Below are 24,735 nucleotides of genomic sequence, written 5' to 3' on the forward strand. Positions count from 1 at the left end.
AGGGCGCGCCCGCGCCTTCAAGAGACGGTCAGACCACCGAAAGACACGCGCATTGGGCCAGATGATTGACCCTCTGCGTGGTGCTGCCTTGCACCAGCGCGCTGATCGAGCCCAGCCCCCGGCGGCCCGTCACGATCAGATCGGCGTCGCAGCCTTGTGCGTAGCCAATAATCACGTCCGCCGGTTCGCCGAGTTGCTGGTGCTTGCCGGTCACGGTGCGACCCATTTCGGCAGCGATCTCAGCCCCTTGGTCGAGGATCTTGTTGCCTGCCGCCTGCACTTCGTCCGCGTGGGGCATGGTTGTGGCGGTGTGATAGCCCGCAACAGCCCCCATCGCAAAGGCGACGGTTTTGGGTTGCGGGGTGTGCACGAGGTGAAGGTCCGCATCATATTTCCCGGCCAGATCGCAGGCCAGTCGCAGCGCCGTGTGGGATGTTTCCGAGCCGTCCAGCCCGACCACGATTGTGTTGAACATCTTTGATCCTCCTGCTTCGTGTTCGTCAGACAGGCTAGCGGGGGCAGGGACAGGTGGCGTTGATATGGATCAACGCCGGGTTTCGGCCCTCGGACCAGTGGCCTATGCTTGCCCAAATCCAGATGTACAGCGAGGCCCGGCCATGACCCATCAGCACGTCATCGACACCCTCACTGCCGCCCTTGCCGATGCGCCCGGGATCGAGGCGCTGTTTCTGAGCGGCAGCTACGCCACAGGGCTTGCGGATGCCTATAGCGACATCGATTTCGTCATGGTGGCGCAGGACGGCGCAATTGATGCTGTCGCAGCCCTTTGGCGCGATGCGGTGGCGCAAACCGGCGAGATCGTGCTGTGGTGGGACCGCGCCACCGTGCCTGTCCTGATCAATGCAATCACCGCAGACTGGACCCGCACAGATGTGATCATCCTGAAACCCGAGCAGATGGGACATCACACGCAAGCCGGGCTCAAACCGCTGTTTGATCACAGCGGAATTTATTCTGGCCTGCAGGAGGCTCCGGCACCAGCAACCCCAAATCCGCAAAGGTTCCGCTATCAGGTAGAGGAGTTCATTCGCCTGCTTGGCCTGCTGCATCTTGCCGCCGGGCGCGCGGAATATATCAACGGCGTTCTTGGTGTCTTTCATCTACGCAACGCGCTGGTCGAGTTGATGATTGAAGAAACGGCCGCCCCCAATCGTGGCGGCGTTTTGCACCTAAACCGCCTGATCAGCGCTGAGCAAAAGGCGGTGCTTGAGGCGCTGCCCCCGCCTGTGCCGACCTATAAGGGGATGGTTGCCGCGCATCTGGCCTATGCCCAGGCCTATCTGCCGCGTGCGCGCCGCCGGGCCGCCGCGATTGGCGTGGACTGGCCCGAACGGTTCGAAGAGGTGACGTGGGCGCGCCTCAAGGACACTTTGGACATCGACCGCCCTTACTCGCCGGACTGAGTTACCGCCGGTCAGCGACGATTACAGCTCGACCCGCACATCGTGCAGCCAGATCTTTGGGGGCCGTGACAGCATGAAGACGACCACATCGGACAGATCTTCGGGCTCGGTAAAGATGTGGTTGGGCACATCCTCATTGGCCTTGGCGAACATGTCGGTGTTTGTCCCGCTTTGATAGAGGCCAGCGACACGAATGCCGGTTTCCTGTTCGTCGACTTTCAGCACTTCGGTAAAGCCGCGCACGCCGTATTTCGTCGCCGTATAGACCGACTGCCCGCCTTGTGCGACCACGCCGGATTTGGAGGCGACATTGAGGATGATGGCCTCGTCACGCTTGCGCAGGTCTGCGATCAGGAACCGGGTCAACTGCATCAGCGCGGTCAGATTGGTCTGGACCGTGGCCAGCAACATGTCCGCTCCGATGCTGTCGAGCGGGCCGGTCTTGTGCCAGATCCCTGCATTGTTGATCAGGACATCCACTCCGCCAAAATCTTGCAGGATGGCAGTGGCGGCCCCTTCGAGGGCACCGGTGTCCTGAATATCGACGGCATAGGTTTCAACGCGGGGTGCCCCAAGCGCGGCACAGTCCTGTTTGACCGCCTCAAGCCGCCCGGCATCCCGTCCGATGATCGCGATCTGACAGGATTGCGCGGCGAGCTTCAGGCAGATGTGCTTGCCGATCCCGTCGCTGCCGCCGGTGACGACAACGGTTTTGCCTTTGAGTTGCATGGCGGATGTCCCTTTTGTCTGGGTAAGAGTGCTTTATCCTGCATAGCACCCCGGGGGCCGGGTGCAAGGGATGGCCATGAGCCCCCTAGAGGGCGGTCCAGATGCCAATGACACCCACCAGGATCAGGCTGAGCGCCCAGACCAATTCAAGGTCGAACCAGCTCCGTGACAGGAATTGCAGGCCCAGCCAGCGGTGTACCGCATAGGCCACGGCCCCGCCCGAGCCGATCATGGCAACGGTGTGCAGGATCGCAACGCCAAGGGCCAGCGCGGTTGTCGCCATCAGCGCCGAGGCCGCGCGGTGGCCCGCATCGAGTTCCTCGATGGCACACAGACCCAGATAGATCGGCACCAGCATAAGCGCCGCCCCATGTGCCAGCGCCACAAGGAAGGACCACAGTGCGAGGCGGTGCGGCGGAATGCGCGCCAGAAAACGTGGGTGGCGGCGCGTGATCGCAAGGTAAAGGCCCATGCCGATCACAATGACGCCTGCACCGATACGGATTTCACGGGCATGATCAATCAGCAGGGTCATCATGGAAAACGGCAGCAGAATGCCCAGCATGGCCGCGAAATGCCCAAGGCTGAGCGCGCCAAGCGCGGGCCAGAGCGCGCTGCGCCGCCGCTCGAACAGGGCCGAGGACACGGCCAGCGGCCAGCCCATGCCGGGGTTTAGCCCGTGATAGAGGCCGGAAAGGATCACGGCGAGCCAGAGGCCCGCCGCGGTTGTCAGGTCCATCTAGACCGAAGGATAGCAAAAGCTGTCGGTGGAACAGTCGCCGCCCTCAAGACGGATCTGGTGGCTGCGATAGCCTTCGGGGAATTCCGTCCAGAAGTTTTCATCCAGTGTCAGCCCGCCGTTTTCGCCCACATTGGCCATCACCATCGCCGCACCCCGGTCACCGGGGTAGAACTGGTCGTCCCATGTGGAATAGAGCGAATTGGTCCAGTAGACACGTTTGCCATCGCGGCTGATCTCGACCATTTGCGGCCCGTAGCCAAAGTCCTTGCCGTTGGGATGCTTGGTCTTTTTGACGATGCCGCCAATCTCGACCTTACCCGCCAGAACCGGGTTCATCGGGTCGGACACATCGTATTGGTGCATCTCCCCCAGACCCCAGCAGGCGACATAGAGGTACTTGTCATCCATCGACAGATCGATGTCCGTGACCAGTGGCGGGCAGGCGCCAAAGCCTTTCAACAACTCGGGCAGGTCGTCGGCATCTGCGGGCACTGGATCAATCGTGATCGTCTTTTTGGCCTGCCATTCTCCGTCGTCGTCCTTCCACCACGTAAAGATCGCGCCTTGCAGGTTGGTCGTATCAACCACCACGCCGCAGAACCCGTATTCCTTGACCGGATCGTGGGCGGGGCGGATTTCCAGCGCCATCTGGTGGTTTTTGCCCAGATCGATGGACTTGGCGACCTTGCGCGCGCGCAAATCCCAGAAATGGATCGTGTGACCGTATTTGTTGGACAGCAGATCCTCGGCCACGATGCCATTCTCGAACTGTGGCGGCAGGCCCCATTCGGAACTGACCATGTAGTCGCGCGGCAGGTTCCACCAGAAATCATAGTGCTTGTCCTGAATGCCACGATCCATCTCGTAACGGCCCTGAATTTCAAAGGTCTGGCAATCCATGATGAAGATACCGGGAGGGCCGTCGGTGCCATCCTTGCCACCGCCGCCAAGGGTCGAGACATAGATGCCCTCGGGGCCGCAGTGGATGGTGTGAGGGCGTGAATAACCCGTCTTGGCCATCAACTCTTCGGGTTCGATGATCTTGTGGATCTTGGCGTCAAGCGGGTCTTTCACATCGATAATATAGATGCGGGACGAGCGGATGCCGGGGATGATCAGATAGCGGCGCTCAAGGAACGCATGACCCGTGAGTGGCGACAGGGACGAGGAGCAGGCGTTCCAGCCGAAATGGTGAAATTCGTCGCCCAGATTGGGCACAAAGAGCGAATGGACAATCTGACCGTAGGTGTCTGATTTGGGGTCAACATCCACGACGGCCAATCCGTCGGGCTTGCTCCCATCGGGGCTAAGCATCAGCGTAAAGGCCAATGTCTCGACCGGGGCCTCCATGGCCATCTTTGGGGTCGGGTGAAATGTGGGGTCTGGTCTCAAATTCATATCGTCCTCCCTGACGTATGGTTGATCTCTGGTGCCTGACCCGTCTGGCGTTTTTGAATGAACGCGTATCCTGTGGCTCAGGCGGTTTTGCGCTCCTTCTGTGTGGCCCGTTTGGCACGGGCTTGCGCGACGCTTTGCGCCAGTTCCCGTGTGTAGGCTTCGAGTTTGATGAGGGTCGCATCGGTCTGCGCTGCATCCCTTGCGGTCAATGCGTCGGCCAGTTCGGTGTGCAGGGCGACAATCGCCTCGCGCGAGCGGGCGGTGAAGGTGATCATGTTCATCAGGGGCTGCATCGCCTCGACAGCACCCGCAAGCTGATAGCTGAGCACCTTGTTGCCCGCACCATCCACCAGCGCACGGTGAAAGGTCACGTCAGAGGCACAAAACGCCTCGTCCGACAGGTCCGGTTGGCTTTGACGGTGGATTTCAGCGCGCATCGTGGCCAGTTGATCCGGTGTACGACGCTGCGCGGACATCGGGGCACAGGCGCGTTCCAGCGCATAGCGCGCCTCGCAGGCGACATCAAAGCTGACCGCGTTCATACTGAGCAAAAGGGTCGAGGTGGTCACGGCTTGGGTATACGCCTCTTCATAGCGCAGCCGATTGACAAAGGCGCCGCCGGTCGCCCCGCGCTGGGTGCGGATCAGCGATTGCGCCGCCAGACGCTTGAGCGCCTCGCGCACGGTCGGGCGGGACACCTCGAACTGATCGGCCAGTTCCGCCTCGGACGGCAGGCGTTGATCTACGATCAGATCACCCGCCACGATGGCATCCCGGATCGCCGTTGCAATCTGGGCCGAGAGGTCTTTGGAGCTGTTGGGGTCAATTTTCATTTGTCATACATATTAATGTCTGACATTTAATCTGGCAAGCTTTGAGTCGCATTCGCTTTGGGAGGGCCGATGCCACTTCTTGTTCGCTCAACCCTTTGGCTGGGGTTCTTTGGCGCCATTCTGGCGGCGTGGTGGATGATGTATTCCATGTCTGTGGACATGGATGTCGACCTGCTGGGCCGTCCGGGCGAGATGGGCGCAGCTATGGCTGCGATGGACCCGCGGATGCCGATGTATATGCCAATGGCCAGTTTCGGACCGCTGTTCGCGATGTGGGCCATCATGATGGCGGCGATGATGCTGCCGACGCTGGTGCCGACCTTGCGCAGTTACGAAGACCTCATGATCTCGGCGGACGGCACGCGGGACGGCTGGCTGGGCGTCATCGCGGGTTACCTGATCATTTGGGTCGCCTTTGCCGCCCTGATCACCGGTGTGCAACTGGCCTTGCTTTATGGCGGCGTGATCGACATGCTGGGCATATCCAAGACCACGACATTTGCAGGGATACTCCTCATTGCTGTCGGTCTGTTTCAGTTCACCCGAGCGAAAGAGATTTGCCATGGCGTCTGCCATAGCCCGATGATGTATTTTCTTGGCCACTGGCGCACCGGCTTTGCAGGTGGGTTGCGCATGGGGCTTGGCCTTGGCGCGTTCTGCGTGGGCTGTTGCTGGGGGTTCATGGCGCTTGGCTTTGTCGGCGGGGTGATGAGCCTTGCGTGGATGGGTCTTGCGACGCTGTTCATGGTGCTCGAAAAGCTGCCGCAGATCGGGCACGTTATCACCAAACCCATGGGGGCGATCCTGATCGCCGCCGGGCTGGCCGTTCTGGTCTGGCCCTATTTCCCCAACATCGGAGGACTATGAGATGGCCGTAAAGAAACGTCCCGACGCGGACAGGTTGCCGATCAGCCAGCGGATCGACAGCCGCATGCCCAACCCGGGACGGCGCCAGATGACGCCGACCGAATGGGCGATCAAGGGCGAATTGTTCCTCAACTGCTCGTGCGAGGTCTTTTGCCCCTGCGTTGTCTCGCTTGGCGCGCATCCGCCCACAGAAGGGCACTGCCACGCCTGGATGGCCATTGCCATCGACGAAGGCCACTATGAGGGCGAGGACCTGTCGGGCCTTAACATCGGGCTGATGGTCGACATTCCGGGCCGTATGGGCGAGGGCGGCTGGCGGGTCGCGGCCTATGTGGACGAGCGGGCGAGCGGCAAAGCCTACAATGGCATCCTGCAGATCTTTTCCGGCGCTGCGGGGGGCACAACGGGCCTCTTCACGTTGCTGGTCAGCGACATCGTTGGGGCCGAGCGCGAAAAGGTCGAAATCGTGCGCGATGGCAAGAAGCGTGGTCTTTATATCGGGCGCAAGATCCAGGGCGAGATCGAGATGATCGACGGTGCGACCCCGGATCACCCGGTGATGATCACCAACTCGAAATACTGGATGGGTCCGGACATTATCGCCGCGCGCGGGTTGAAAAGCCGGGTGCGGGATTACGGGCGTATCTGGGACTTTGGCGGCAAATCGGCTGAGATCTGCCCGATTGATTGGAAAGGCCCCAAACCGTGATCGAGGCCGGTTATGTTCGCACCATGGCGCGCTACAATGCGTGGCAGAACCGTCAGCTGACCGAGGCACTGACGGAGGTGCCAGAAGATGTGCTGCGCGAAGATCGCGGGGCTTTCTTCGGCTCGATCATGGCGACGTTGAACCACATCCTGTGGGGCGATACGATCTGGATGAGCCGGTTCGACCCGAGCGTTGCCGCCCCCACGAACAGGGATCATCTGAACTTTACACCCACCTTTGCCGTGTGGAGCGCTGAAAGGTTTCGGATGGACGGGGCGATCCGCATGTGGGCGGACACCTTGCGCACGCTCGATCTAAAAGGCCCGCTGACGTGGTATTCAGGCATGGCGAAACGCGAGATGCACGCCCCCCTCGAACTTTGCGTGGCACACCTGTTCAACCACCAGACCCACCATCGCGGACAAGTCCACGCGATGATGACCGCCGCGGGGCTTGAAGCACCTGTGAGCGATCTGATCTTTTTGCCAGAGGAAAAATGATGGCCGTCATTTCCCCGTCACGCCGGTTGCGTAGGACCCCCTTTTCTGACGGTGTCGAAGCGGCGGGTGTCAAAGCCTACACCGTTTACAACCGCATGCTGTTGCCGACCGTGTTTGAAAGCGTCGAGGCCGATTACCGCCACCTCAAGGACCATGTGCAGGTCTGGGATGTTGCGGTCGAACGGCAGGTCGAGTTGCGCGGCCCAGATGCGGGGCGCCTGATGCAGATGCTGACCCCACGTGATCTGCGCCGGATGCTGCCGGGCCAGTGCTATTACGTGCCCATCGTGGACGAGACGGGCGGCATGCTGAACGATCCTGTCGCCGTCAAGCTCAGCGAGGACCGCTGGTGGATCTCGATTGCGGATTCCGATCTGCTGCTCTGGGTCAAGGGCATCGCCAACGGCTATCGCCTTGATGTGCTGGTGGACGAACCCGATGTCTCTCCGCTCGCCGTTCAGGGGCCCAAGTCAGAAGACCTGATGGCCCGCGTCTTTGGCGACCGCGTTCGCGACATCCGGTTTTTCCGCTTTGACATGTTCCAGTTCGAGGGCCGCGATCTGGCCATCGCCCGGTCGGGCTATTCCAAGCAGGGCGGGTTCGAGATTTATGTCGATGGCACCGAGATCGGCATGCCTCTGTGGCACGCGCTGTTTGCCGCCGGAGAGGACCTGAACGTGCGCGCAGGCTGTCCAAACGCCATCGAACGGATCGAGGGGGGCCTCCTGTCCTATGGCAATGACATGACCGACGACAACACACCCCATGAATGCGGGCTGGGCCGGTTTTGCGACACCCAGACGGCCATCGGCTGCATCGGGCGGGATGCGCTGTTGCGCGTGACCAAAGAAGGTCCCGTTCAGGAAATTCGCCCCATCGCCATCCACGGCGATGCGGTTGGCCCTTGTGATCGGCCCTGGCCGATCTTTGGCGGAGGCCGCCGGGTCGGGCAGGTGACCAGCACCGCGTGGTCGCCCGACTTCAAGACCAACGTGTCCATCGGAATGGTGCGCATGACCCATTGGGACCCGGGAACCGTGTTGGAAGTCGAATGCCCCGATGGTATGCGCAGCGCAACAGTTCAGGACGGGTTCTGGCTTTGAGTGTTGGACCGGGGCGCTGCCCCGGACCCCGGCATATTTTTTGGAACAATGAAGGGCAAGGTCCTTCGATAAATGGAGAGTGATATGTTCAACGCACTGGTGGTCAACAAGGACGAGGAAAGCGGCAAGACATCCGCTGCGGTGCAGGAGCTGAGCCTTGACGATCTCCCTGCCGGTGAGGTCACCGTTGCCGTTGAATATTCGACCGTGAATTACAAGGATGGGCTGTGCATCGGCCCCGGTGGCGGGCTGGTGCGCAACTACCCTCATGTGCCGGGTATCGATTTTGCCGGGACCGTCGAGGCCTCGGACGATGACCGCTACACGGCGGGCGACAAGGTTGTGCTGACCGGCTGGCGCGTGGGCGAGGCCCATTGGGGCGGCTATGCGCAAAAGGCGCGGGTCAGGGCCGACTGGCTGGTGCCACTGCCCGAGGGTTTGGACACCCGTCAGGCGATGGCCGTGGGCACCGCCGGGTTCACCGCGATGCTGGCCGTGATGGCGTTGGAAGATCACGGGATCAAAGCGGGACCGGTGCTGGTCACCGGGGCTGCGGGCGGCGTGGGGTCGGTTGCGACGGCCATTCTGGCCAAGCTTGGCCATAAGGTCGCCGGTGTCACGGGGCGACCAGAGACCGCCGACTACCTCACCTCGCTCGGGGCCAGCCAGATTGTCGCGCGTGAAGAGATCAATGAAACCACCAAGCGCCCGCTTGAGGGCGAGACATGGGGTGGCTGTGTCGATGCGGTGGGTGGCGCGATGCTGGCCCGTGTGCTGGGGCAGATGGAATATGGAGCGTCGGTTGCCGCTGTGGGTCTTGCGGGGGGTGCGGGGCTGCCTGCCACCGTTATTCCGTTCCTGTTGCGCGGTGTGAACCTGCTTGGCATCGATTCCGTGATGCAGCCTTATGACAACCGCGTTCGCGCCTGGGCGCGCATCGCCAGGGACCTGCCGATGGACAAGCTGGAGGCGATGATCCAGCCCGCGACCCTGTCGGACCTGCCGCAACTCGGCGCCGACATCCTCAACGGACAGGTCAAGGGGCGCGTTGTCGTGGACGTCAACGCCTGATCCAATTATGTGGGTCTCTGAGCCAGATCGGAGACCCGCATGACCACCGCCCCCTATGACGACCAGAACATCTTTGCCAAGATCCTGCGCGGCGAAATCCCGTGCTTCAAGGTGTACGAGGACGAGCACACTTTGTGTTTCATGGACATCATGCCGCGCACGGACGGGCATTGCCTTGTGATCCCCAAAACGCCCTGCCGCAATGTGCTGGACGCAAGTGATGCACAACTGGCGGCCGTCATGGCGACGGTGAAGAAAGTGGCGAACGCTGCCAAGGCGGCGTTTGATGCAGACGGGATCACCTTGCAGCAGTTCAACGAGGCCGCGGGCGGGCAGGAAGTGTTCCATTTGCATTTCCACATCCATCCCCGCCACGAAGGGGTTGGCATACGTCCACCGGGGCAGATGGGTGACATGGATGTGATCAAGGGCCACGCCGAACAGATCAGCGCCCAGCTTTGACACAGGACAGCGGGCGGGCAGGGGACGTGGCGCCCTTGTTCCGCGTCGCGTCACGCCGTTTCGCGGCAACAGGGAGCCAGGCCTGACACTGGCGCGCGCCATGTTCGACGACATGGGACGCCAAAGTTTCCGATAGGCGGCGCAATATTCACAAACATGAAAATTGCCCGCCAAATTTCAAGTGCGCCAGTAAAACGACGCAATCAGCACCGTTTTCGCCAAAAATCCGGGCAATTAACGTTTCGCGTTTCCTGTTCAACGTGTTGTTATGCACGTCATAAAAATGTCAAAACAGGGAACACAACACATGGCTATCGAACCTCCTCTTACGGAGCTTCCGATCAAAACCGCTGACTCAGGGTTTTATCGGGGATTCAGTGTCAACGTCGCGGTGGTCAGTAAGATCATCATCAGCATGCTCGTCGTCTGGTGTATCGTCTGGCCGACCGAAGCGGGCACTGTGCTGGGCGACTGGAACAGCGTCATTCTGTCGAACTTTGCCGCCTGGTACATCTGGGTTGTGACGTTCTTTGTGATTGTCTGCCTCGGGCTGGCGCTTTGGCCGACGGCGGGGCGTCTGAACCTTGGCCAGCCGGGTGAAAAGCCCGAGTTCAGCAACTTTTCGTGGTTCTCCATGATGTTCGGGGCCGGGATCGGCGTGGGCATGTTGACATGGGCCGTCGCCGAGCCTGTCGCACACTTCAAGAATAACCCGTCGGTCATTCAGGGCGCCACAAACGCGCTGAATGCGGACAACGTGCGCGAGGCCTATGTCTGGTCCTTCCTGCACTGGGGGCTGGGCGCGTGGGCGTGTTACGCCATTGCGGGTCTTGCACTGGCGTTCTTCAGCTACCGTCGTGGTCTGCCGCTGACAATCCGCTCGTCGCTGACACCGCTGTTCGGCTCTTCGCTTTCGGGTGTTCTGGGCAACATCATTGACATTGTGGCCGTGGTTGCGACCATCCTTGGTGTGGCGCAAACGCTTGGCTTTGGTGTGGAGCAGTTCGTTGCGGGTCTGACACGGATCGGCATCGGTGGCCTCGTCCTCGAAGATGGCTCTGCCACAACGCTCGGTATCATCGTGGCGCTTCTGGTCATCATGGGGGCCTCGACCCTGTCGGCACTGTCCGGCGTGGGCAAGGGCATCAAATGGCTGTCCAACATCAACATGGTTCTGTCGATTGTCCTTCTGGGCTTCTTCATTCTGTTTGGTGCGACATTCTTTGGCGCTGCGGCGTTCTTCGTTGGCATCTGGGATTACCTGATCGCGCTGCCATGGCTCAGTTTCAACGTCTATTCTTCGGACGGTGTCGAAGGGTCCGAAGCCTTCCTGCTCACACAGTGGCAGGGCTGGTGGCCGGTGTTCTACTGGGCCTGGTGGATTGCATTTGCACCTTTCGTGGGCCTGTTCCTTGCGCGCATCTCGCGCGGGCGCAGCATCCGTGAATTCGTGCTGGGTGCGATGATCGTGCCATCGCTGATGTGCTTTGTCTGGTTCTCTTGGGCCGGTGGCACCGCCATCGATCTGGAACTGAACGGTGATGCAAACGGTGTCATTCTGGACGCGGCCAATGGCGACAAGATCTTTGCCATGACCGAGTTCATGCTGGCACCCATCGCGCAGGCTCTGGCCTGGGGCATGGCGGTTCTGATCGTTGTGCTCTTAATGACGTTCCTTGTCACATCCGCTGACTCCGCGGTTCTGATCGTGAACACCATCAACGCTGCGGGCGACGAAGGTCCAAAGGCACGTCCACATATCCTGTTCTGGGGTGTTGCCCTTGGGCTTGTTGTGGCGGGTCTGCTGATCTCTGGCGGGACCGGGGCCATTCAGACGGCCATGGTGATCGGGGCGTTGCCGTTCTCGGTTGTGATGGCGCTGATGTGCATCGCGCTGATCAAGGCGATCTACAACGATGGTCGTCGTGAGGCCGCAGGCGTGCCTGCCGTGCATTCGGAGATTCCGGGCGCGACGGGCAACGGATTGTCCCCAGCCGAGTAATCGCGTCTCCGATCAGGACACGCTGACATCAAAGAGGGCTCCGACCGGATAGGTCGGGGCCCTTTTTCGTCGCCGAATCCGTATGTCTGGCCGCTGTAAAGGCCTTAAAACAAGTGACAATATACCAATTGCGTCCATACGTAGGCGTCTGCCTTACAAGTTTCTCAATTGGGCCACCATGTGACCGCACTCCCTCAGTAGTTTGAAACTCAGACACAAGTTTAACCTACGAATGGGAGACGTTTCATGCGCTCACTTATCCTCACCGCCAGCCTTTGCCTGGCCGCAGCAACGGCCAGCGCCGGATCGAATTCCGACATGACCTTGTCCAATGGTTGCGTCTATGCACCCAGCACAGCCGGTCATGCCAACGCATGGTCTCTCAAGGCGGCAACAAACGGGCCTGCGGCGAACTGCGCATTTACCGTTTACACGATGCCCAGCTTTGTGGCTCAGGCCAGAACGTCGATCATCTCGTTTGCGCCAACGCCCACCATCGCGTTGCAGCCAGAATACCACGTCGGCGTCTTTCGCTGATCCAGCTGACGCGGCGGGGCAACGCGCCGCTCTGTTTCACCGTACGCGCCCGACGACGGGCGCGTTTGGCGTTGAATGGGGGCAATCCGTCACATGCCGCCTTGCGGATTCCGACGAGTTCCATAGTCTTTGAGCGACCCAGCTGAAGGCTCTGCACTCATGTCCCTCGATCTCGATTTCGTCCGCGCACAGTTCCCGGCTTTTGCCGAGCCTTCCTTGCAGGGGCAGGCGTTTTTCGAAAACGCGGGCGGCAGCTATACCTGCGGGCAGGTGATCGACCGGCTGACCCGCTTTTACACCCAGCGCAAGGTGCAACCCTATTCCGACTATGAAGCCTCGCGTCTGGGCGGCGAAGAGATGGACGAGGCCCGCACGCGCATGTCCGCCATCCTTGGTGTCGCCGAAGACGAGCTGAGCTTTGGCCCCTCGACCACCCAGAATACCTATGTGCTGGCGCAGGCCTTTGGGCAGATGATGCAGCCGGGCGAGGCCATTGTCGTCACCAATCAGGATCACGAGGCCAATACCGGCCCCTGGCGCCGTCTGGCCGACCGCGGCATCGAGGTGCGCGAGTGGAAGGTTGATCCCGGTACGGGCCATCTGGACCCTGCCGCACTTGAAAGCCTGCTGGACGAATCCGTACGGCTGGTTTGCTTTCCTCATTGCTCGAACGTCGTGGGCGAGATCAATCCGGTGACCGAGATCACAGCGCTGGCTCATGCGGCCGGGGCATTCACTTGCGTCGATGGGGTATCCTATGCGCCGCATGGCTTTGCCAATGTGGGCGCGTTGGGCCCCGATATTTACCTCTTTTCCGCTTACAAAACCTATGGGCCACATCAGGGTCTCATGGTCATCCGCCGCACCCTTGGGGAATTGCTGCCCAATCAGGGTCATTTCTTCAATGCCGGTTCCTTGTACAAACGTTTTACCCCTGCAGGGCCGGATCACGCGCAGGTCGCGGCCTGCGCCGGGATGGCAGACTACGTGGACGCGCTTTATGCCCATCAGGTCCCGGGCGGCTCTGCCGGGCCGACCGAGCGGGGGCAGGTTGTGCATGACCTGATGCGCGCACGAGAAGAGGTCGCGCTGACCCGCTTGATGGATGCGCTGAAGGACCGCAATGATCTGCGCGTCATTGGCCCGACGGACGCCGCAACGCGTGCGCCCACGGTCGCCCTTGATCTGGGGCGTGACCCGCTGCCGGTGGCCGCAGCACTGGCAAAACACCGGATCATGACGGGTGGCGGGGATTTCTACGCACAGCGCGCGCTTGAGGCCATGGGCGTGGACGCGGCGCGCGGTGTGTTGCGCCTCAGCTTTACCCATTACACCGATGACGGAGAGATTGATCAGCTGCTGAACGCACTGGACGCGGAATTGTGAACACGCAATCTGCTTGAGGTGTTGATCCAAGTGGCGGCGCGCTACGTAAAGCCTGTTAACAAAAGGTAAAACAGGCTGTGAGCACTTCCCCCATCATTCTCTGGTTTCGTCGCGATCTGCGGATCAGCGACCACCCGGCGCTGAGCGCGGCCTGCGCCAGCGGGCGGCCCGTCATTCCCTTGGTGATCCGCGATGCTGCGGTCGATGAACTTGGGGCGGCCCCCAAGTGGCGCTGGGGTCTGGGGGCCGCGCATCTGGGCCAAACCCTCAAAGACAAAGGCAGCCGCCTGATCTGCCGCTCGGGCGATGCGGGTGCGGTGCTGCGGGATGTGATCGCAGAGACCGGGGCAGGGGCCGTTTTCTGGTCGCGCCTCTATGATCCGGCGGCCGTTGCGCGCGACACGGAGATCAAGGCCAGCCTAAAAGACCACGGCATCGAAGCGCGCAGTTTTGGCGGTCACCTGATGTTCGAACCCTGGACGGTCGAGACCAAGACCGGCGGGTACTACAAGGTCTATACGCCGATGTGGAACGCGGTGAAGATGCGCGATGTGGACGCGCCCTTGCCCGCGCCGGGACGCATTCCCGCGCCCGAGACATGGCCCGAAAGCGAAGACATCGACAACTGGCGCTTGGGTGCTGCCATGAACCGGGGGGCAGAGATCGTGCGCCCTCATGTCCGTCTGGGGGAAAGTGCCGCGCAATCCCGGCTGGGGTCTTTCATGGCGCATAAGGTCGCAACCTATGTGCAGGGGCGCGACCTGCCGGGCGAGGATGGCACCTCGGGCCTGTCCGAAAACCTCGCCCTTGGCGAGATCAGCCCGCATCAATGCTGGCATGCCGGCCTGCGTGCCCGTGAAGAAGGCAAACCGGGGGCCGAAACCTTCCTCAAGGAGCTGGTCTGGCGCGAGTTTGCCTATCACCTGATGCACCACACCCCGCGCATTCTAAATCAGAACTGGAAAGAGGACTGGGATGGCTTTCCCTGGAACGAAGACGAACGCGCATCCGAAGTGACGGCGTGGAAACAGGGACGCACTGGCATCCGCTTTGTCGATGCATCCTTGCGCGAGATGTACGTGACGGGGCGGATGCACAACCGGGGGCGCATGATCGTGGCGAGCTACCTCACCAAGCACCTGTTGTGTCACTGGAAGATCGGGCAGGCGTGGTTCGAGGACTGTCTGATCGACTGGGACCCGGCCAGCAACGCGATGGGCTGGCAGTGGTCCGCCGGGTCGGGGCCGGATGCGACCCCCTATTTCCGTGTGTTCAACCCGGTTACGCAGCTCGACAAATTCGACAAGAACCGCGACTACGTCAACCGCTGGATAGCCGAAGGGCGCAGCAACCCGCACGCCGATGCGCTTACCTATTTCGACGCCATTCCGCGCAGTTGGACCCTATCCGCCAGTGACACCTATCCAGACCCGATCGTGGCCGCCGATGCGGGGCGCAAACGCGCACTCGACGCGTACGAAAACCGGGGTTTTTGATGCGGCGATCCACATGCATCCCCGGATTGCGCGACATGGTGCAGAACGTGCCTCTAATCAGGGGCGATATGCGACTTAATCGCCTCAAAACACATGCTTTTTACCAACAGAGCCGGGCAGCACCTTGCGTGGGGCATTCTGTCTGGCTAGCCTGCGACAATTGCGAACGGGAGTGCGCATGATCAAGACCACAACAGACGGCGAAAAGAACCTGCCGCGCTATTTTACCCGGGCCTTCACGATGCTGCGGGGCATGAACACAGGCCGTGTCGATTTTGTCCTGCCCGACGGGCGTCGGTTTCGTGCAGAGGGGCCGAATCCCGGCCCTGTGGCCGAGGTGCATATCCACAATGACGACCTTTTTGCCCGCCTGATCCGTGAAGGGGACCTCGGATTTTGTGACGCATACCTTGATGAATGGTGGAGCACGCCGGACCTGCAGGCCTTTATGGACTGGGTTCATGCCGACAATGACGAGATCTATGATGGCTTTCCGGGGTTAGGCCTCGTGCGCCGGTTTGAAAAGTTCCGGTTCTGGCTGCAACGCAACCACCGCGAGCAGGCACGCAAGAACATCAGCTATCACTATGACCTCGGCAACGAGTTCTACGGGCTGTGGCTGGACGACACGATGACCTATTCCAGCGCACTGTTCGAGACGGGGCAGGAAAACCACGAGGCGGCGCAGATCGCCAAATATGCCAGCATGGTCGACCAGATGGGCGCACAGCCCGGCGACCATATCCTTGAGATCGGCTGTGGCTGGGGCGGCTTTGCGGAATACGCCGCGCGCGAACGCGGGCTCAAGGTGACGGGGCTGACGATCAGCGAAGAACAGTTTAAGTATGCGCAAGAACGCATTGAAAAAGCGGGACTTTCTGGGCTTGTCGATTTCAAGCTGCAAGATTACCGCGATGAAACAGGCACCTATGATGGCATTGCCAGCATCGAGATGTTCGAAGCCGTAGGACAGAAATACTGGCCGACCTATTTCGACACCGTGCGCGAGCGCCTGAAGCCGGGCAAGAACGCCACCTTGCAGATCATCACGGTGCAGGATCGGCGCTGGGACGTTTATCAGCGCGGCGTAGACTTTATCCAGAAATACATCTTTCCGGGCGGCATGCTGCCCAGCCCAAGTGCATTGCGCGCGCAGATCGTGCGGGCCGGTCTGGCCGTCGAACGCTCGGTCGAATTTGGCCCCAGCTACAACATCACGCTGCGCCGCTGGCACGAAACGTTTAACGAAAAATGGGACCAGATCGCGGAAATGGGCTTTGACGACCGGTTCCGGCGGATGTGGAATTTTTATCTGACATCTTGTGCTGCGACCTTTGAAAGTGCCAACTGTGACGTAACGCAGATCACGATCAAACGACCCGGATAGAAATATGAAGGAAATACACGATGCCTAACGCAGCCAAACTGATGGCAGCAATCGGCATGGGAGTGCTCGCCTTTATCGTGTCGTTCATGATCATGCCGCTGTTCGAGGAAGACACCAATTTCGGCTGGTTCGTACAGGTCAACGTCGTTGTTGGTCTGCTTGTCGGCTGGATGGTGATCGGCAGCCGCGCCGGGCGCAGCACCATTTCCGCGATCAATGTCGGCCTCACAGCACCCGTTGTTCTGGTATTCTGGGCGCTGTTCATCCAGTCCTGCAACGAAATGGTGCGGATCGCGATGAAGAACCGCTATGATGGTGCATTCGAGGCTCTGGTTTCGATTTTTGAAATCGGGGCCGAGTGGGCGTTGCTGATGTCCACCATCCCGATCTGGACCACGTTGCTGGTCGGGGGCGTCGTTGTGGGGCTTGCTGCCGAATTCGCGTGGCGCACCTGGCGATAGGCCCATGAAAAACCTGTTCTTTTATGGCACCTTGCGCCATGTGCCCCTGCTGGAATGCGTGATGGGGCGCATGGCGGATGCGCCGGATTTCGACCCTGCTGTATTGCCGGGCCACGCGGTGATGGCCGCGCGCGACGGTCCTTATCCGGTCCTGATACGCGCCGAAGGGTCCGAGGCACACGGCGTCGTGGTGCGCGGTCTGTCCAATGAGGACATCGCGCGGCTGGATTATTACGAGGGTGGGTTTGATTACGATCTGCAACTGCTGACCCTTGCCGACGGGACTCAGGCGGATGTCTATATTCCGGATGAGGGCGTGCAGGCGACCCCCGAACCTTGGGATTTCGACCGCTGGGTGCAGGACTGGGCCGCGATGAGCGTCGCCGCCGCCCAAGAGGTTATGGACGGTTTTGGTACGCTGTCGCGCGACGTGATCTCGGCCCGCTTTCCACAGATTCGCAAACGCGCCTGGAGCCGCGTATTGGCCCAAAGAGGACACGACGGGGCAGGGGTGCTGGACGGTCGTATCGAGATTGTCGCGCGCCACCGCGCCCACACGGCCTTTTACGGCTATGACGAGATCAAGCTGCGCCATGAGACTTTTGGTGGTGGCATGTCGCCGGTCGTCGACCGCTCGGTCTTTGTCTCAAGCGATGCGGCGATTGTGCTGCCTTACGATCCGCTGCGCGACCGGGTTCTGCTGGTCGAACAGGTGCGCATGGGGCCCATCGGGCGGCACGATCCTGTGGCCTGGCAGTTGGAGCCTGTGGCGGGCCTGATTGATCCCGGTGAAACGCCCGCGCAAACCGCACGCCGCGAAGCACAGGAAGAGGCAGGGCTGGATCTGCGCTCCCTTGAAGAGGTCGGGGCTTGCTATGCTTCGCCGGGTGCCACCACCGAATTCTTCAACCTGTTCGTGGGCCTGTGCGATCTGCCCGACACCCAAGGCAGCATCGGCGGGCTGGACACCGAAGGCGAAGACATCCGCACCCATGTGATGTCCTTTGATGCCCTGCTGGAACTGGCCGAGGCGCGGCGCACCGTCAATGCGCCCCTCACTTTGCTGACCTATTGGCTGGCGCATCATCGCGACCGCCTGCGCAGGCATGAGGCGGGTTGAGATAGCCCCGCGCGCCCGCTACACCAGTGACCAACACCAAGAAGAAGGAACGCCGCCCATGCGCTTTGCCCCTGATCTGGCCGCCGCCGTTGGAAACACCCCCCTCATCAAGTTGCGCAAGGCCAGTGAAGAGACCGGGTGCACCATTCTGGGCAAGGCCGAGTTCATGAACCCCGGCCAGTCGGTAAAGGACCGCGCGGCCCTGTCGATCATCAATCACGCGGTTGCTTCGGGCGAATTGCGCCCCGGTGGCACAATCGTCGAGGGCACTGCTGGCAATACCGGCATCGGGCTTGCGGTTGTTGGAGCATCGATGGGGTACAAGACGGTGATCGTGATCCCTGAAACCCAAAGTCAGGAAAAGAAGGACATGTTGCGCCTCGCAGGCGCGGAACTCGTACAGGTCCCTGCGAAGCCCTATGCCAACATGAACAATTACATTAGATATTCCAGTCGCTTGGCGGCCAAACTTAACGAAACGGAGCCGAACGGCGCGATCTGGGCGAACCAATTCGATAACGTGGCCAACCGACAGGCCCACATCGACACGACTGGGCCAGAGATCTGGGAACAGACGGACGGAAAAGTCGACGGCTTTACCTGTGCCGTCGGCTCAGGCGGCACATTGGCCGGTGTGGCAGAGGTGTTGCAGCCCAAAGGCGTGAAGATCGCGCTGACCGATCCGGAAGGCGCGGGCCTGTTCAAGATTTACACCGGTGAGGAGAACCCGGGCAATTCCATCACCGAAGGCATCGGGCAGGGGCGCATCACCGCCAATCTCGAAGGCTTTGCGCCAGACTTCGTTTACCGGGTGCCGGATGCCGAGGCATGCGAGATCGTCTTTGATCTGATGACACATGAAGGCCTGTGCATGGGCGGCTCGACCGGGGTCAACATCGCCGGTGCCATCCGGCTGGCCCGCGAACTGGGGCCCGGGCACACCATCGTGACGATCCTGTGTGACTATGGGTCCCGCTATCAGTCCAAACTGTTCAACCCCGATTTTCTCAAGGAAAAGGGGTTGCCTGTGCCCGAATGGCTGGACCGGCCCCCTGCGAGCATACCGGGCGTCTTTGAGGACGTGTGATGGTGCGACACCTCATGCGGCCCATTCTGGCAGCTCTGGCTGTCATGCTATGGGCTGGTCTGGCGCTCGCGCAGGCGACGGCCCCTGACTATGCGCGATGGCAGTCTGTCGCCGAACGGGCCGAAGAGGCTGTGGATGTCGCGCGGGCGTCGGATCAGGCGCTCGAGCAATTGCGCGCGCAGATCGCCGATTGGCGCCAGCAATTTCAGACCCAACTGACGGCCAATGACGGGCGGATCGCAACGCTGCGCGATCAGGTCGCTGCCCTTGGTCCCGCGCCGGAGGAAGGCGCCAGCGAGGCCGAGGAAATCGCGGCGCGGCGCGCCGAACTGAATGAACAGATCGAACGGCTGACCACGCCGCGACGCACTGCCGAGGAATCGATCAGCCGCGCCAACGGCATCATTTCCGAAATCGACCGCATCATACGGGAACGCCAGGCCGAGGCGCTGCTGGACGCCGGCCCATGGCCTATCAATCCTGCAAACTGGTCCATTGCCCTGCGCGCGCTTGGTGACACCGCCGCCGCCGCGATGGCAGGCACACAACAGGCCTGGCACAATCCGACACAGCGCGAAACGGCCCGCGACAACCTGCCTTTGGTGGTGGTTCTGCTGGCCATCGGCTTCATCCTGCTGACGCGGGCCCGGTACTGGTCGGAATGGCTTGCCCTGCGCATCCAGCGCAATGATGCGCGGGCCACGGGCGAGGTTGCAGGCTTTGTCGTATCATTGGGGCAGATCGTGCTGCCGATGCTGGGCCTCTTTGCCATCGTGCGCGCCATTGGCGCGACCGGGCTGTTTGGTCCGCGCGGCGGAATCGTGCTTGAGGCGCTCGAGCCGATGGGCTTTGTCCTGTTCTACGCGCTTTGGCTGGCCAGCCGGGTCTTTCCGCGCGACGAACACGTTCGTGCCCCGACACGCTTGCCCAAAACGCGGCGGGTCGAGGCGCGCATTTACGTTTTCTTCCTCGGCTTTGTTCTGGCGCTGTATATCCTGTTGGATCGGCTGTCCGAGTTTGACCGCTATGAGCGGGCGGCCAATGCGGTGCTGCATTACCCGCTGACCATCGCGGCCAGCCTGTTGCTGATCCGGGTCGGTTGGCTGCTACGCCGCGTCCGCCGCGATGCCGCCGACGAAACCACGCCGGACAGCGAATTGTACGAGCGGCTGATCTCGGTGCTCGGCAAAGGGGTGATTGCCGTCGGCATCCTCGCGCCAATTCTGTCCACGTTCGGCTATAGCACGGCGGCACAGTTCCTGATCTATCCGTCGATTGTGACGCTGGGCCTTGTCGGCACGGCCCGCCTGTTGCAGGGGCTGGTGCGTGATATCTATGCCGCATTGCGCCCCTCCGAAGGGGCAGAAGAAAGCCTGATCCCGACGCTCGCCAGTTTCGTGATCGTGCTGATGGCCCTGCTTGTGCTGCCGCTGATCTGGGGGGCGCGTGTCACCGACATGACCGAGCTCTGGGCCCGGGTGCGGACCGGTCTGACCATCGGCGAGATGACCATTTCGCCGGGCAATTTCTTTACCCTCATCATCGTCTTTGCCATCGGCTATGCGATGACCCGCGCGGCACAAAACGCGCTCAAAGTATCGGTGCTGCCCAAGACCAAGCTTGATCCGGGTGGGCAGGTCGCGATTGTCTCAGGGCTGGGCTATGTCGGGATATTCCTTGCAGCCCTTGTGTCGATCACCGCCGCCGGGATCGATTTGTCGAGCCTCGCGATTGTCGCCGGGGCTCTGTCGGTCGGCATCGGCTTTGGCTTGCAAACCATCGTGTCGAACTTTGTCTCGGGCATCATCCTGCTGATCGAACGGCCCATCGCCGAAGGCGACTGGATCGAGGTGGGCGGACAGATGGGCTATGTCCGCTCGATCTCGGTGCGCTCGACCCGGATCGAGACCTTTGATCGCACCGACGTCATTGTGCCCAACGCCGATCTGATTTCGGGGACCGTGACCAACTATACGCGCGGCAATACCGTGGGCCGGGTGATCATCCCGGTCGGTGTCGCCTATGGTACAGACACCCGCCGGGTAGACCGCATCCTGCGCGAACTGGCCGAGGCGCATCCGATGGCAATCATGAACCCGCCGCCGATGATCCTGTTTTCCGGGTTTGGCGCAGACAGTCTTGATTTCGAAATCCGCATGATCCTGCGCGATGTAAACTGGATGATGGTGGTCAAGAACGAACTCAACCATCAGATCGCGGCACGTTTTGCCGAAGAGGGCATCGAAATTCCCTTTGCCCAACGGGACGTCTGGTTGCGCAACCCCGAAGCTTTGCAGCCCACGCCCACACCCGAAACACCCGCAGCCGCGCCGGAACAACCCGAGTTCGAGGACCCCGACATCGACCCGGATGCGGACGGCGATGGAGACGGCAGATGAGCACGCCCCTGTTTCGCAGGGACCCATACCTGCGCCGCGCCGAGGCTCAGGTCGTGGCCCACACGCCCGAGGGTGGGATCGTGCTGGATACGTCGCTGTTTTATCCAACCGGCGGCGGTCAGCCAGGCGACAACGGCGTGTTGCGCTGGGATGATCACAGCCTCACGATCGCCACCGCGATCAAGGGCGAGGGAGAGGCCATTATCCTTGTCCCGGCGGAACCACGCGCCTTGCCGCCCGTAGGCACAAGCGTGGAACAGGCGCTCGACTGGGACCGCCGCTATGGGCACATGCGCATGCACACGGGCCTTCACCTGCTGTCCGTCGTTGTGCCTTTTGGGGTGACGGGCGGTTCAATCGGGGCCGAGCGGGGCCGACTGGATTTCGACATGGCCGACGCGCCCGAAGACCGCGACGCCTTGCAGGCCAATTTGAATGCCCTAGTCACCGCAGATCACGCCGTGAGCGAAGAATGGATCACCTCGGAAGAGCTCGACGCCAATCCCGGCATGGTCAAGACGCTGTCCGTCCAGCCTCCGCGCGGCGCTGGCCGGATCCGGCTTGTGCGGATCGGCACCGGGACAGACACGATCGATCTGCAACCTTGCGGCGGCACCCATGTGGACCGCACCGGTGAAATCGGCCCGCTGCGCATCGGCAAGATCGAAAAGAAGGGGCGGATGAACCGTCGCATTTATCTGCATCTGGAGGCGTAACGCGGCGTTCGGGCCCGCTCGGATGACCCGGCTGGTGTCGAGATCGGTCGTGTCCGGACGCGCAATTGGCGCCACCCTCACATTCTTTCATCTACCCGCTTGCCTTCGGGGGGTAAATTTGGGTAGACCGCGCGCACGGACAGGTGGCCGAGTGGTCGAAGGCGCACGCCTGGAAAGTGTGTAGGCGGGAGACCGTCTCCAGGGTTCGAATCCCTGTCTGTCCGCCATACCTTTCTTACCCGACCGATTTGGCGACGCGTGCGTGTTCCGCGTGGACATCGCGATTGGGTGCATCAAGTTTTGACGGGACGCGCAGGGGATGTGTCTTCAGATCGCTTCTCCCCTGTAACAATACTCCGCTGTTGATTGATCCATGGCAAAGGCCTGGGGCAGGGGTGCTGGGAACCAGGCACATTAATCTGGTCTTCACCCTTGCTTGGGTAGTGTCGCAAAGAGTTTTGCGCAGACAGGTCGACTTTCCACAATGATGGCATCCTTCCCTCCATTGCATCTGCGTACCCGTCTGTCGGATTGTCTGTGGGGATTACCCTTTGACAACTGTTAACGGGACAATTGCGTGTCGGCGGTTTGCGTGGCGCTCACGTCGCCTTTGCATTTTCGAGCTGACCAAACGTGACACCGCATCGCGGCAGTTCCACCATACGGCAGCCAGAATTCCAGTTGGAGTCCCCGATCGAACGCCCGAGTTCTGGTGGCGCACGTGACCTCATCTTCCTCCACTGCCCCCAAGCGGGTCGTCGTTGTCGATGATTCACTCACCATGCGCCGCTGGTTGAGCAGCATCATCGCGCAGGATCCGCGATTGGACCTCGTCGGAATGGCCGGATCAGCGCAAGAGGCCCGCGAAACCATCAAGGCAACGGAACCGGATGTCCTGACGCTCGATATCGAGATGCCCGGCATGAACGGGGTCGAATTCCTCGCCCATTTGATGCGGTTGCGTCCCATGCCCGTGGTGATGCTGTCCGGTGGGTTGTTGAACGGAAACGCCATGGCGGAGCGGGCCATGGAACTGGGTGCGGTGGCGTGCCTTTCAAAACCCCAGTTCCCGACCAAAGATACGATGGCGGAAATCTGTGACAACATCTTTGCAGCCGCGACCGGTCAGAAACTCGCGCCACGCGCACCTGATCCGAAAACGTCCGAATATGCCGAAAAGATCCTGCTTGTGGGGGCCTCGACCGGAGGGGTGGCCGCGATCGAGTCCATGCTGGGCAGCATCGACAAACAGGAAATTCCACCTGTCGTGATCGCACAGCACATGCCGCACCGATACTTGAAAAGCTTCGTGCAACGTTTGGATCGGCTCGGTTCGCACGATGTCGACCTGTCCAGTGACGGCATGCGGTTGAAACCCGGCAGCATCCGGCTGGCACCGTCTCAGGACCGGCAAACCTGTGTCGTCTGGCACAGCGGAGCCTGGCACATACAGGAAATCGCGCGGCAATATGACCAACCCTACTGCCCGTCGGTCGATGTGTTGTTCGCCTCCGCCGTTCCGTGGGCGCAACACGTTGGTGCTGTTCTATTGACGGGTCTGGGCAATGATGGCGCCAAGGGCATGCTGGCGCTGCGCCGCAAAGGCGCGCGGACGCTGGGGCAATCCAAAAGCAGTTGTGTTGTCTACGGCATGCCCGGCGTCGCTCTGTCTCTGAACGCGTCCGAAGCGGAAGCGGAAATCGAGGACATCGGGGGCGAAATCTTGACGCGAATGCGCCAGACCAATGCCGGTGTGACCACGTCATGAGTGAAAAGCGCATTCATATCACACAAGGACAATTTGCAACCGGTGCCGGCCACGATGTCGTGATCAGCACGTTGCTCGGCTCCTGCGTTTCGGTTTGTCTGTGGGACGAGGACAAGGGGATCGGCGGCATGAACCACATGTTACTCGCGCGCTCAAGCTCCGGAAGCCAGGCGCATACCTTGTCCGGCCTTCAAGCCATGGAAGTGTTGATAAATGACCTTCTCAAAATGGGCGCCGCGCGTGACCGCCTGCAAGCCAAGGCCTTTGGTGGTGCCCGCATGGTTGACGGGCTGTCCGACATTGGACAAGACAACGTAGAGTTTACCGAACATTTCCTCGCACAAGAACGCATCCCTCTGACCACATCGTCCTTTGGCGGCACACATGCGCGCAACGTGCGGTTCTGGCCCGCGACGGGCCGCGCGTTGCAAAAGGTCACCCATGCTCAGGTGAAACTGGTCGAGGTGGAACCACCACTGCCGACCGGTCAAGGCGTCGAGCTTTTTTGAAAGTGTTAGATGCGCCGCAAGGCCTTCGA

24 protein-coding genes and 1 tRNA gene are annotated in these 24,735 nt (G+C 61.0%); 20 read left to right on the plus strand and 5 right to left on the minus strand.

Annotation, left to right across the window (positions count from 1 at the left end; genetic code table 11):
- Positions 1 to 28 precede the first annotated feature (28 nt).
- Positions 29 to 475 carry a universal stress protein gene (locus Q1A89_RS18105; RefSeq protein WP_299731623.1) on the minus strand — a complete coding sequence of 149 codons (447 nt, stop codon included), beginning with the start codon at positions 473 to 475 and terminating at the stop codon, positions 29 to 31.
- A 142-nt stretch (positions 476 to 617) separates the two neighbouring features.
- Between Q1A89_RS18105 and Q1A89_RS18110 the strand changes: the two genes are divergently transcribed.
- Positions 618 to 1,424: a nucleotidyltransferase domain-containing protein gene (locus Q1A89_RS18110; RefSeq protein ID WP_299731625.1), complete on the plus strand. Its 807-nt coding sequence runs from the start codon at positions 618 to 620 to the stop codon at positions 1,422 to 1,424.
- A 21-nt stretch (positions 1,425 to 1,445) separates the two neighbouring features.
- Here Q1A89_RS18110 and Q1A89_RS18115 read toward each other — a convergent pair whose 3' ends face one another.
- The 4 genes from Q1A89_RS18115 to Q1A89_RS18130 form a co-directional block, all read right to left on the minus strand.
- Positions 1,446 to 2,153: an SDR family oxidoreductase gene (locus tag Q1A89_RS18115; protein ID WP_299731627.1), complete on the minus strand. Its 708-nt coding sequence runs from the start codon at positions 2,151 to 2,153 to the stop codon at positions 1,446 to 1,448.
- A gap of 85 nt (positions 2,154 to 2,238) precedes the next feature.
- On the minus strand, positions 2,239 to 2,892 hold the full coding sequence (locus Q1A89_RS18120) for a hypothetical protein (protein WP_299731629.1): 654 nt from the start codon (positions 2,890 to 2,892) through the stop codon (positions 2,239 to 2,241).
- Positions 2,893 to 4,293 (minus strand): selenium-binding protein SBP56-related protein, encoded by a 1,401-nt coding sequence (locus tag Q1A89_RS18125; RefSeq protein ID WP_299731632.1) that lies wholly within the window; start codon positions 4,291 to 4,293, stop codon positions 2,893 to 2,895. It abuts the gene before it with no gap.
- Between the two features lie 77 nt (positions 4,294 to 4,370).
- Positions 4,371 to 5,126, minus strand: a complete 756-nt coding sequence (locus Q1A89_RS18130; protein ID WP_299731635.1) for a GntR family transcriptional regulator — start codon at positions 5,124 to 5,126, stop codon at positions 4,371 to 4,373.
- A gap of 69 nt (positions 5,127 to 5,195) precedes the next feature.
- Between Q1A89_RS18130 and Q1A89_RS18135 the strand changes: the two genes are divergently transcribed.
- The 19 genes from Q1A89_RS18135 (at position 5,196) to Q1A89_RS18225 (ending at position 24,706) form a co-directional block, all read left to right on the plus strand.
- Complete coding sequence (locus tag Q1A89_RS18135) at positions 5,196 to 5,993, plus strand: DUF2182 domain-containing protein (RefSeq protein WP_299731638.1); 798 nt, start codon at positions 5,196 to 5,198, stop codon at positions 5,991 to 5,993.
- A gap of 1 nt (position 5,994) precedes the next feature.
- The gene (locus Q1A89_RS18140) at positions 5,995 to 6,702 is read left to right on the plus strand and encodes a DUF1326 domain-containing protein (RefSeq protein ID WP_299731641.1); all 708 of its coding nucleotides are present in this window, start codon (positions 5,995 to 5,997) and stop codon (positions 6,700 to 6,702) included.
- Positions 6,681 to 7,202 carry a DinB family protein gene (locus tag Q1A89_RS18145; RefSeq protein ID WP_366524507.1) on the plus strand — a complete coding sequence of 174 codons (522 nt, stop codon included), beginning with the start codon at positions 6,681 to 6,683 and terminating at the stop codon, positions 7,200 to 7,202. Before Q1A89_RS18140 ends, Q1A89_RS18145 begins: the two co-directional genes overlap by 22 nt.
- A complete protein-coding gene (locus Q1A89_RS18150; protein WP_299731977.1) occupies positions 7,202 to 8,305 on the plus strand; it encodes a dimethylsulfoniopropionate demethylase in 1,104 nt (367 codons plus the stop codon). The genes Q1A89_RS18145 and Q1A89_RS18150 overlap by 1 nt, the downstream gene beginning before the upstream one ends.
- Before the next feature lie 84 nt (positions 8,306 to 8,389).
- On the plus strand, positions 8,390 to 9,376 hold the full coding sequence (gene acuI / locus Q1A89_RS18155) for an acryloyl-CoA reductase (protein WP_299731644.1): 987 nt from the start codon (positions 8,390 to 8,392) through the stop codon (positions 9,374 to 9,376).
- A gap of 39 nt (positions 9,377 to 9,415) precedes the next feature.
- The gene (locus Q1A89_RS18160; RefSeq protein ID WP_299731647.1) at positions 9,416 to 9,838 is read left to right on the plus strand and encodes an HIT domain-containing protein; all 423 of its coding nucleotides are present in this window, start codon (positions 9,416 to 9,418) and stop codon (positions 9,836 to 9,838) included.
- Positions 9,839 to 10,145: 307 nt separating this feature from the next.
- A complete protein-coding gene (locus Q1A89_RS18165) occupies positions 10,146 to 11,840 on the plus strand; it encodes a BCCT family transporter (RefSeq protein WP_299731650.1) in 1,695 nt (564 codons plus the stop codon).
- A 246-nt stretch (positions 11,841 to 12,086) separates the two neighbouring features.
- Entirely contained in the window at positions 12,087 to 12,377 is a 291-nt protein-coding gene (locus Q1A89_RS18170) for a hypothetical protein (RefSeq protein ID WP_299731654.1), read from the plus strand.
- A gap of 159 nt (positions 12,378 to 12,536) precedes the next feature.
- The gene (locus tag Q1A89_RS18175; RefSeq protein ID WP_299731657.1) at positions 12,537 to 13,763 is read left to right on the plus strand and encodes an aminotransferase class V-fold PLP-dependent enzyme; all 1,227 of its coding nucleotides are present in this window, start codon (positions 12,537 to 12,539) and stop codon (positions 13,761 to 13,763) included.
- A 77-nt stretch (positions 13,764 to 13,840) separates the two neighbouring features.
- The gene (locus Q1A89_RS18180) at positions 13,841 to 15,259 is read left to right on the plus strand and encodes a deoxyribodipyrimidine photo-lyase (protein WP_299731660.1); all 1,419 of its coding nucleotides are present in this window, start codon (positions 13,841 to 13,843) and stop codon (positions 15,257 to 15,259) included.
- Between the two features lie 178 nt (positions 15,260 to 15,437).
- Positions 15,438 to 16,646, plus strand: a complete 1,209-nt coding sequence (locus tag Q1A89_RS18185) for a cyclopropane-fatty-acyl-phospholipid synthase family protein (protein ID WP_299731663.1) — start codon at positions 15,438 to 15,440, stop codon at positions 16,644 to 16,646.
- 20 nt (positions 16,647 to 16,666) lie between these two features.
- Positions 16,667 to 17,107: a TrgA family protein gene (locus Q1A89_RS18190; RefSeq protein WP_299731666.1), complete on the plus strand. Its 441-nt coding sequence runs from the start codon at positions 16,667 to 16,669 to the stop codon at positions 17,105 to 17,107.
- Between the two features lie 4 nt (positions 17,108 to 17,111).
- Positions 17,112 to 18,227: an NUDIX domain-containing protein gene (locus tag Q1A89_RS18195; protein WP_299731669.1), complete on the plus strand. Its 1,116-nt coding sequence runs from the start codon at positions 17,112 to 17,114 to the stop codon at positions 18,225 to 18,227.
- Positions 18,228 to 18,285: 58 nt separating this feature from the next.
- A complete protein-coding gene (locus Q1A89_RS18200; protein WP_299731672.1) occupies positions 18,286 to 19,314 on the plus strand; it encodes a cysteine synthase A in 1,029 nt (342 codons plus the stop codon).
- A complete protein-coding gene (locus Q1A89_RS18205) occupies positions 19,314 to 21,713 on the plus strand; it encodes a DUF3772 domain-containing protein (protein ID WP_299731675.1) in 2,400 nt (799 codons plus the stop codon). Before Q1A89_RS18200 ends, Q1A89_RS18205 begins: the two co-directional genes overlap by 1 nt.
- A complete protein-coding gene (locus Q1A89_RS18210) occupies positions 21,710 to 22,429 on the plus strand; it encodes an alanyl-tRNA editing protein (RefSeq protein WP_299731678.1) in 720 nt (239 codons plus the stop codon). Before Q1A89_RS18205 ends, Q1A89_RS18210 begins: the two co-directional genes overlap by 4 nt.
- 137 nt (positions 22,430 to 22,566) lie before the next feature.
- Positions 22,567 to 22,656, plus strand: a tRNA-Ser gene (locus tag Q1A89_RS18215).
- Positions 22,657 to 23,150: 494 nt separating this feature from the next.
- A complete protein-coding gene (gene cheB / locus Q1A89_RS18220) occupies positions 23,151 to 24,197 on the plus strand; it encodes a chemotaxis-specific protein-glutamate methyltransferase CheB (RefSeq protein WP_299731681.1) in 1,047 nt (348 codons plus the stop codon).
- Positions 24,194 to 24,706, plus strand: coding sequence for a chemotaxis protein CheD (locus Q1A89_RS18225; RefSeq protein WP_299731683.1), 513 nt, complete (start codon positions 24,194 to 24,196; stop codon positions 24,704 to 24,706). Before cheB ends, Q1A89_RS18225 begins: the two co-directional genes overlap by 4 nt.
- The last annotated feature ends 29 nt before the right edge of the window (positions 24,707 to 24,735 follow it).

Origin of the sequence: uncultured Tateyamaria sp. (assembly GCF_947503045.1) — a bacterium.
In the GTDB taxonomy this organism is placed as follows: domain Bacteria; phylum Pseudomonadota; class Alphaproteobacteria; order Rhodobacterales; family Rhodobacteraceae; genus Tateyamaria.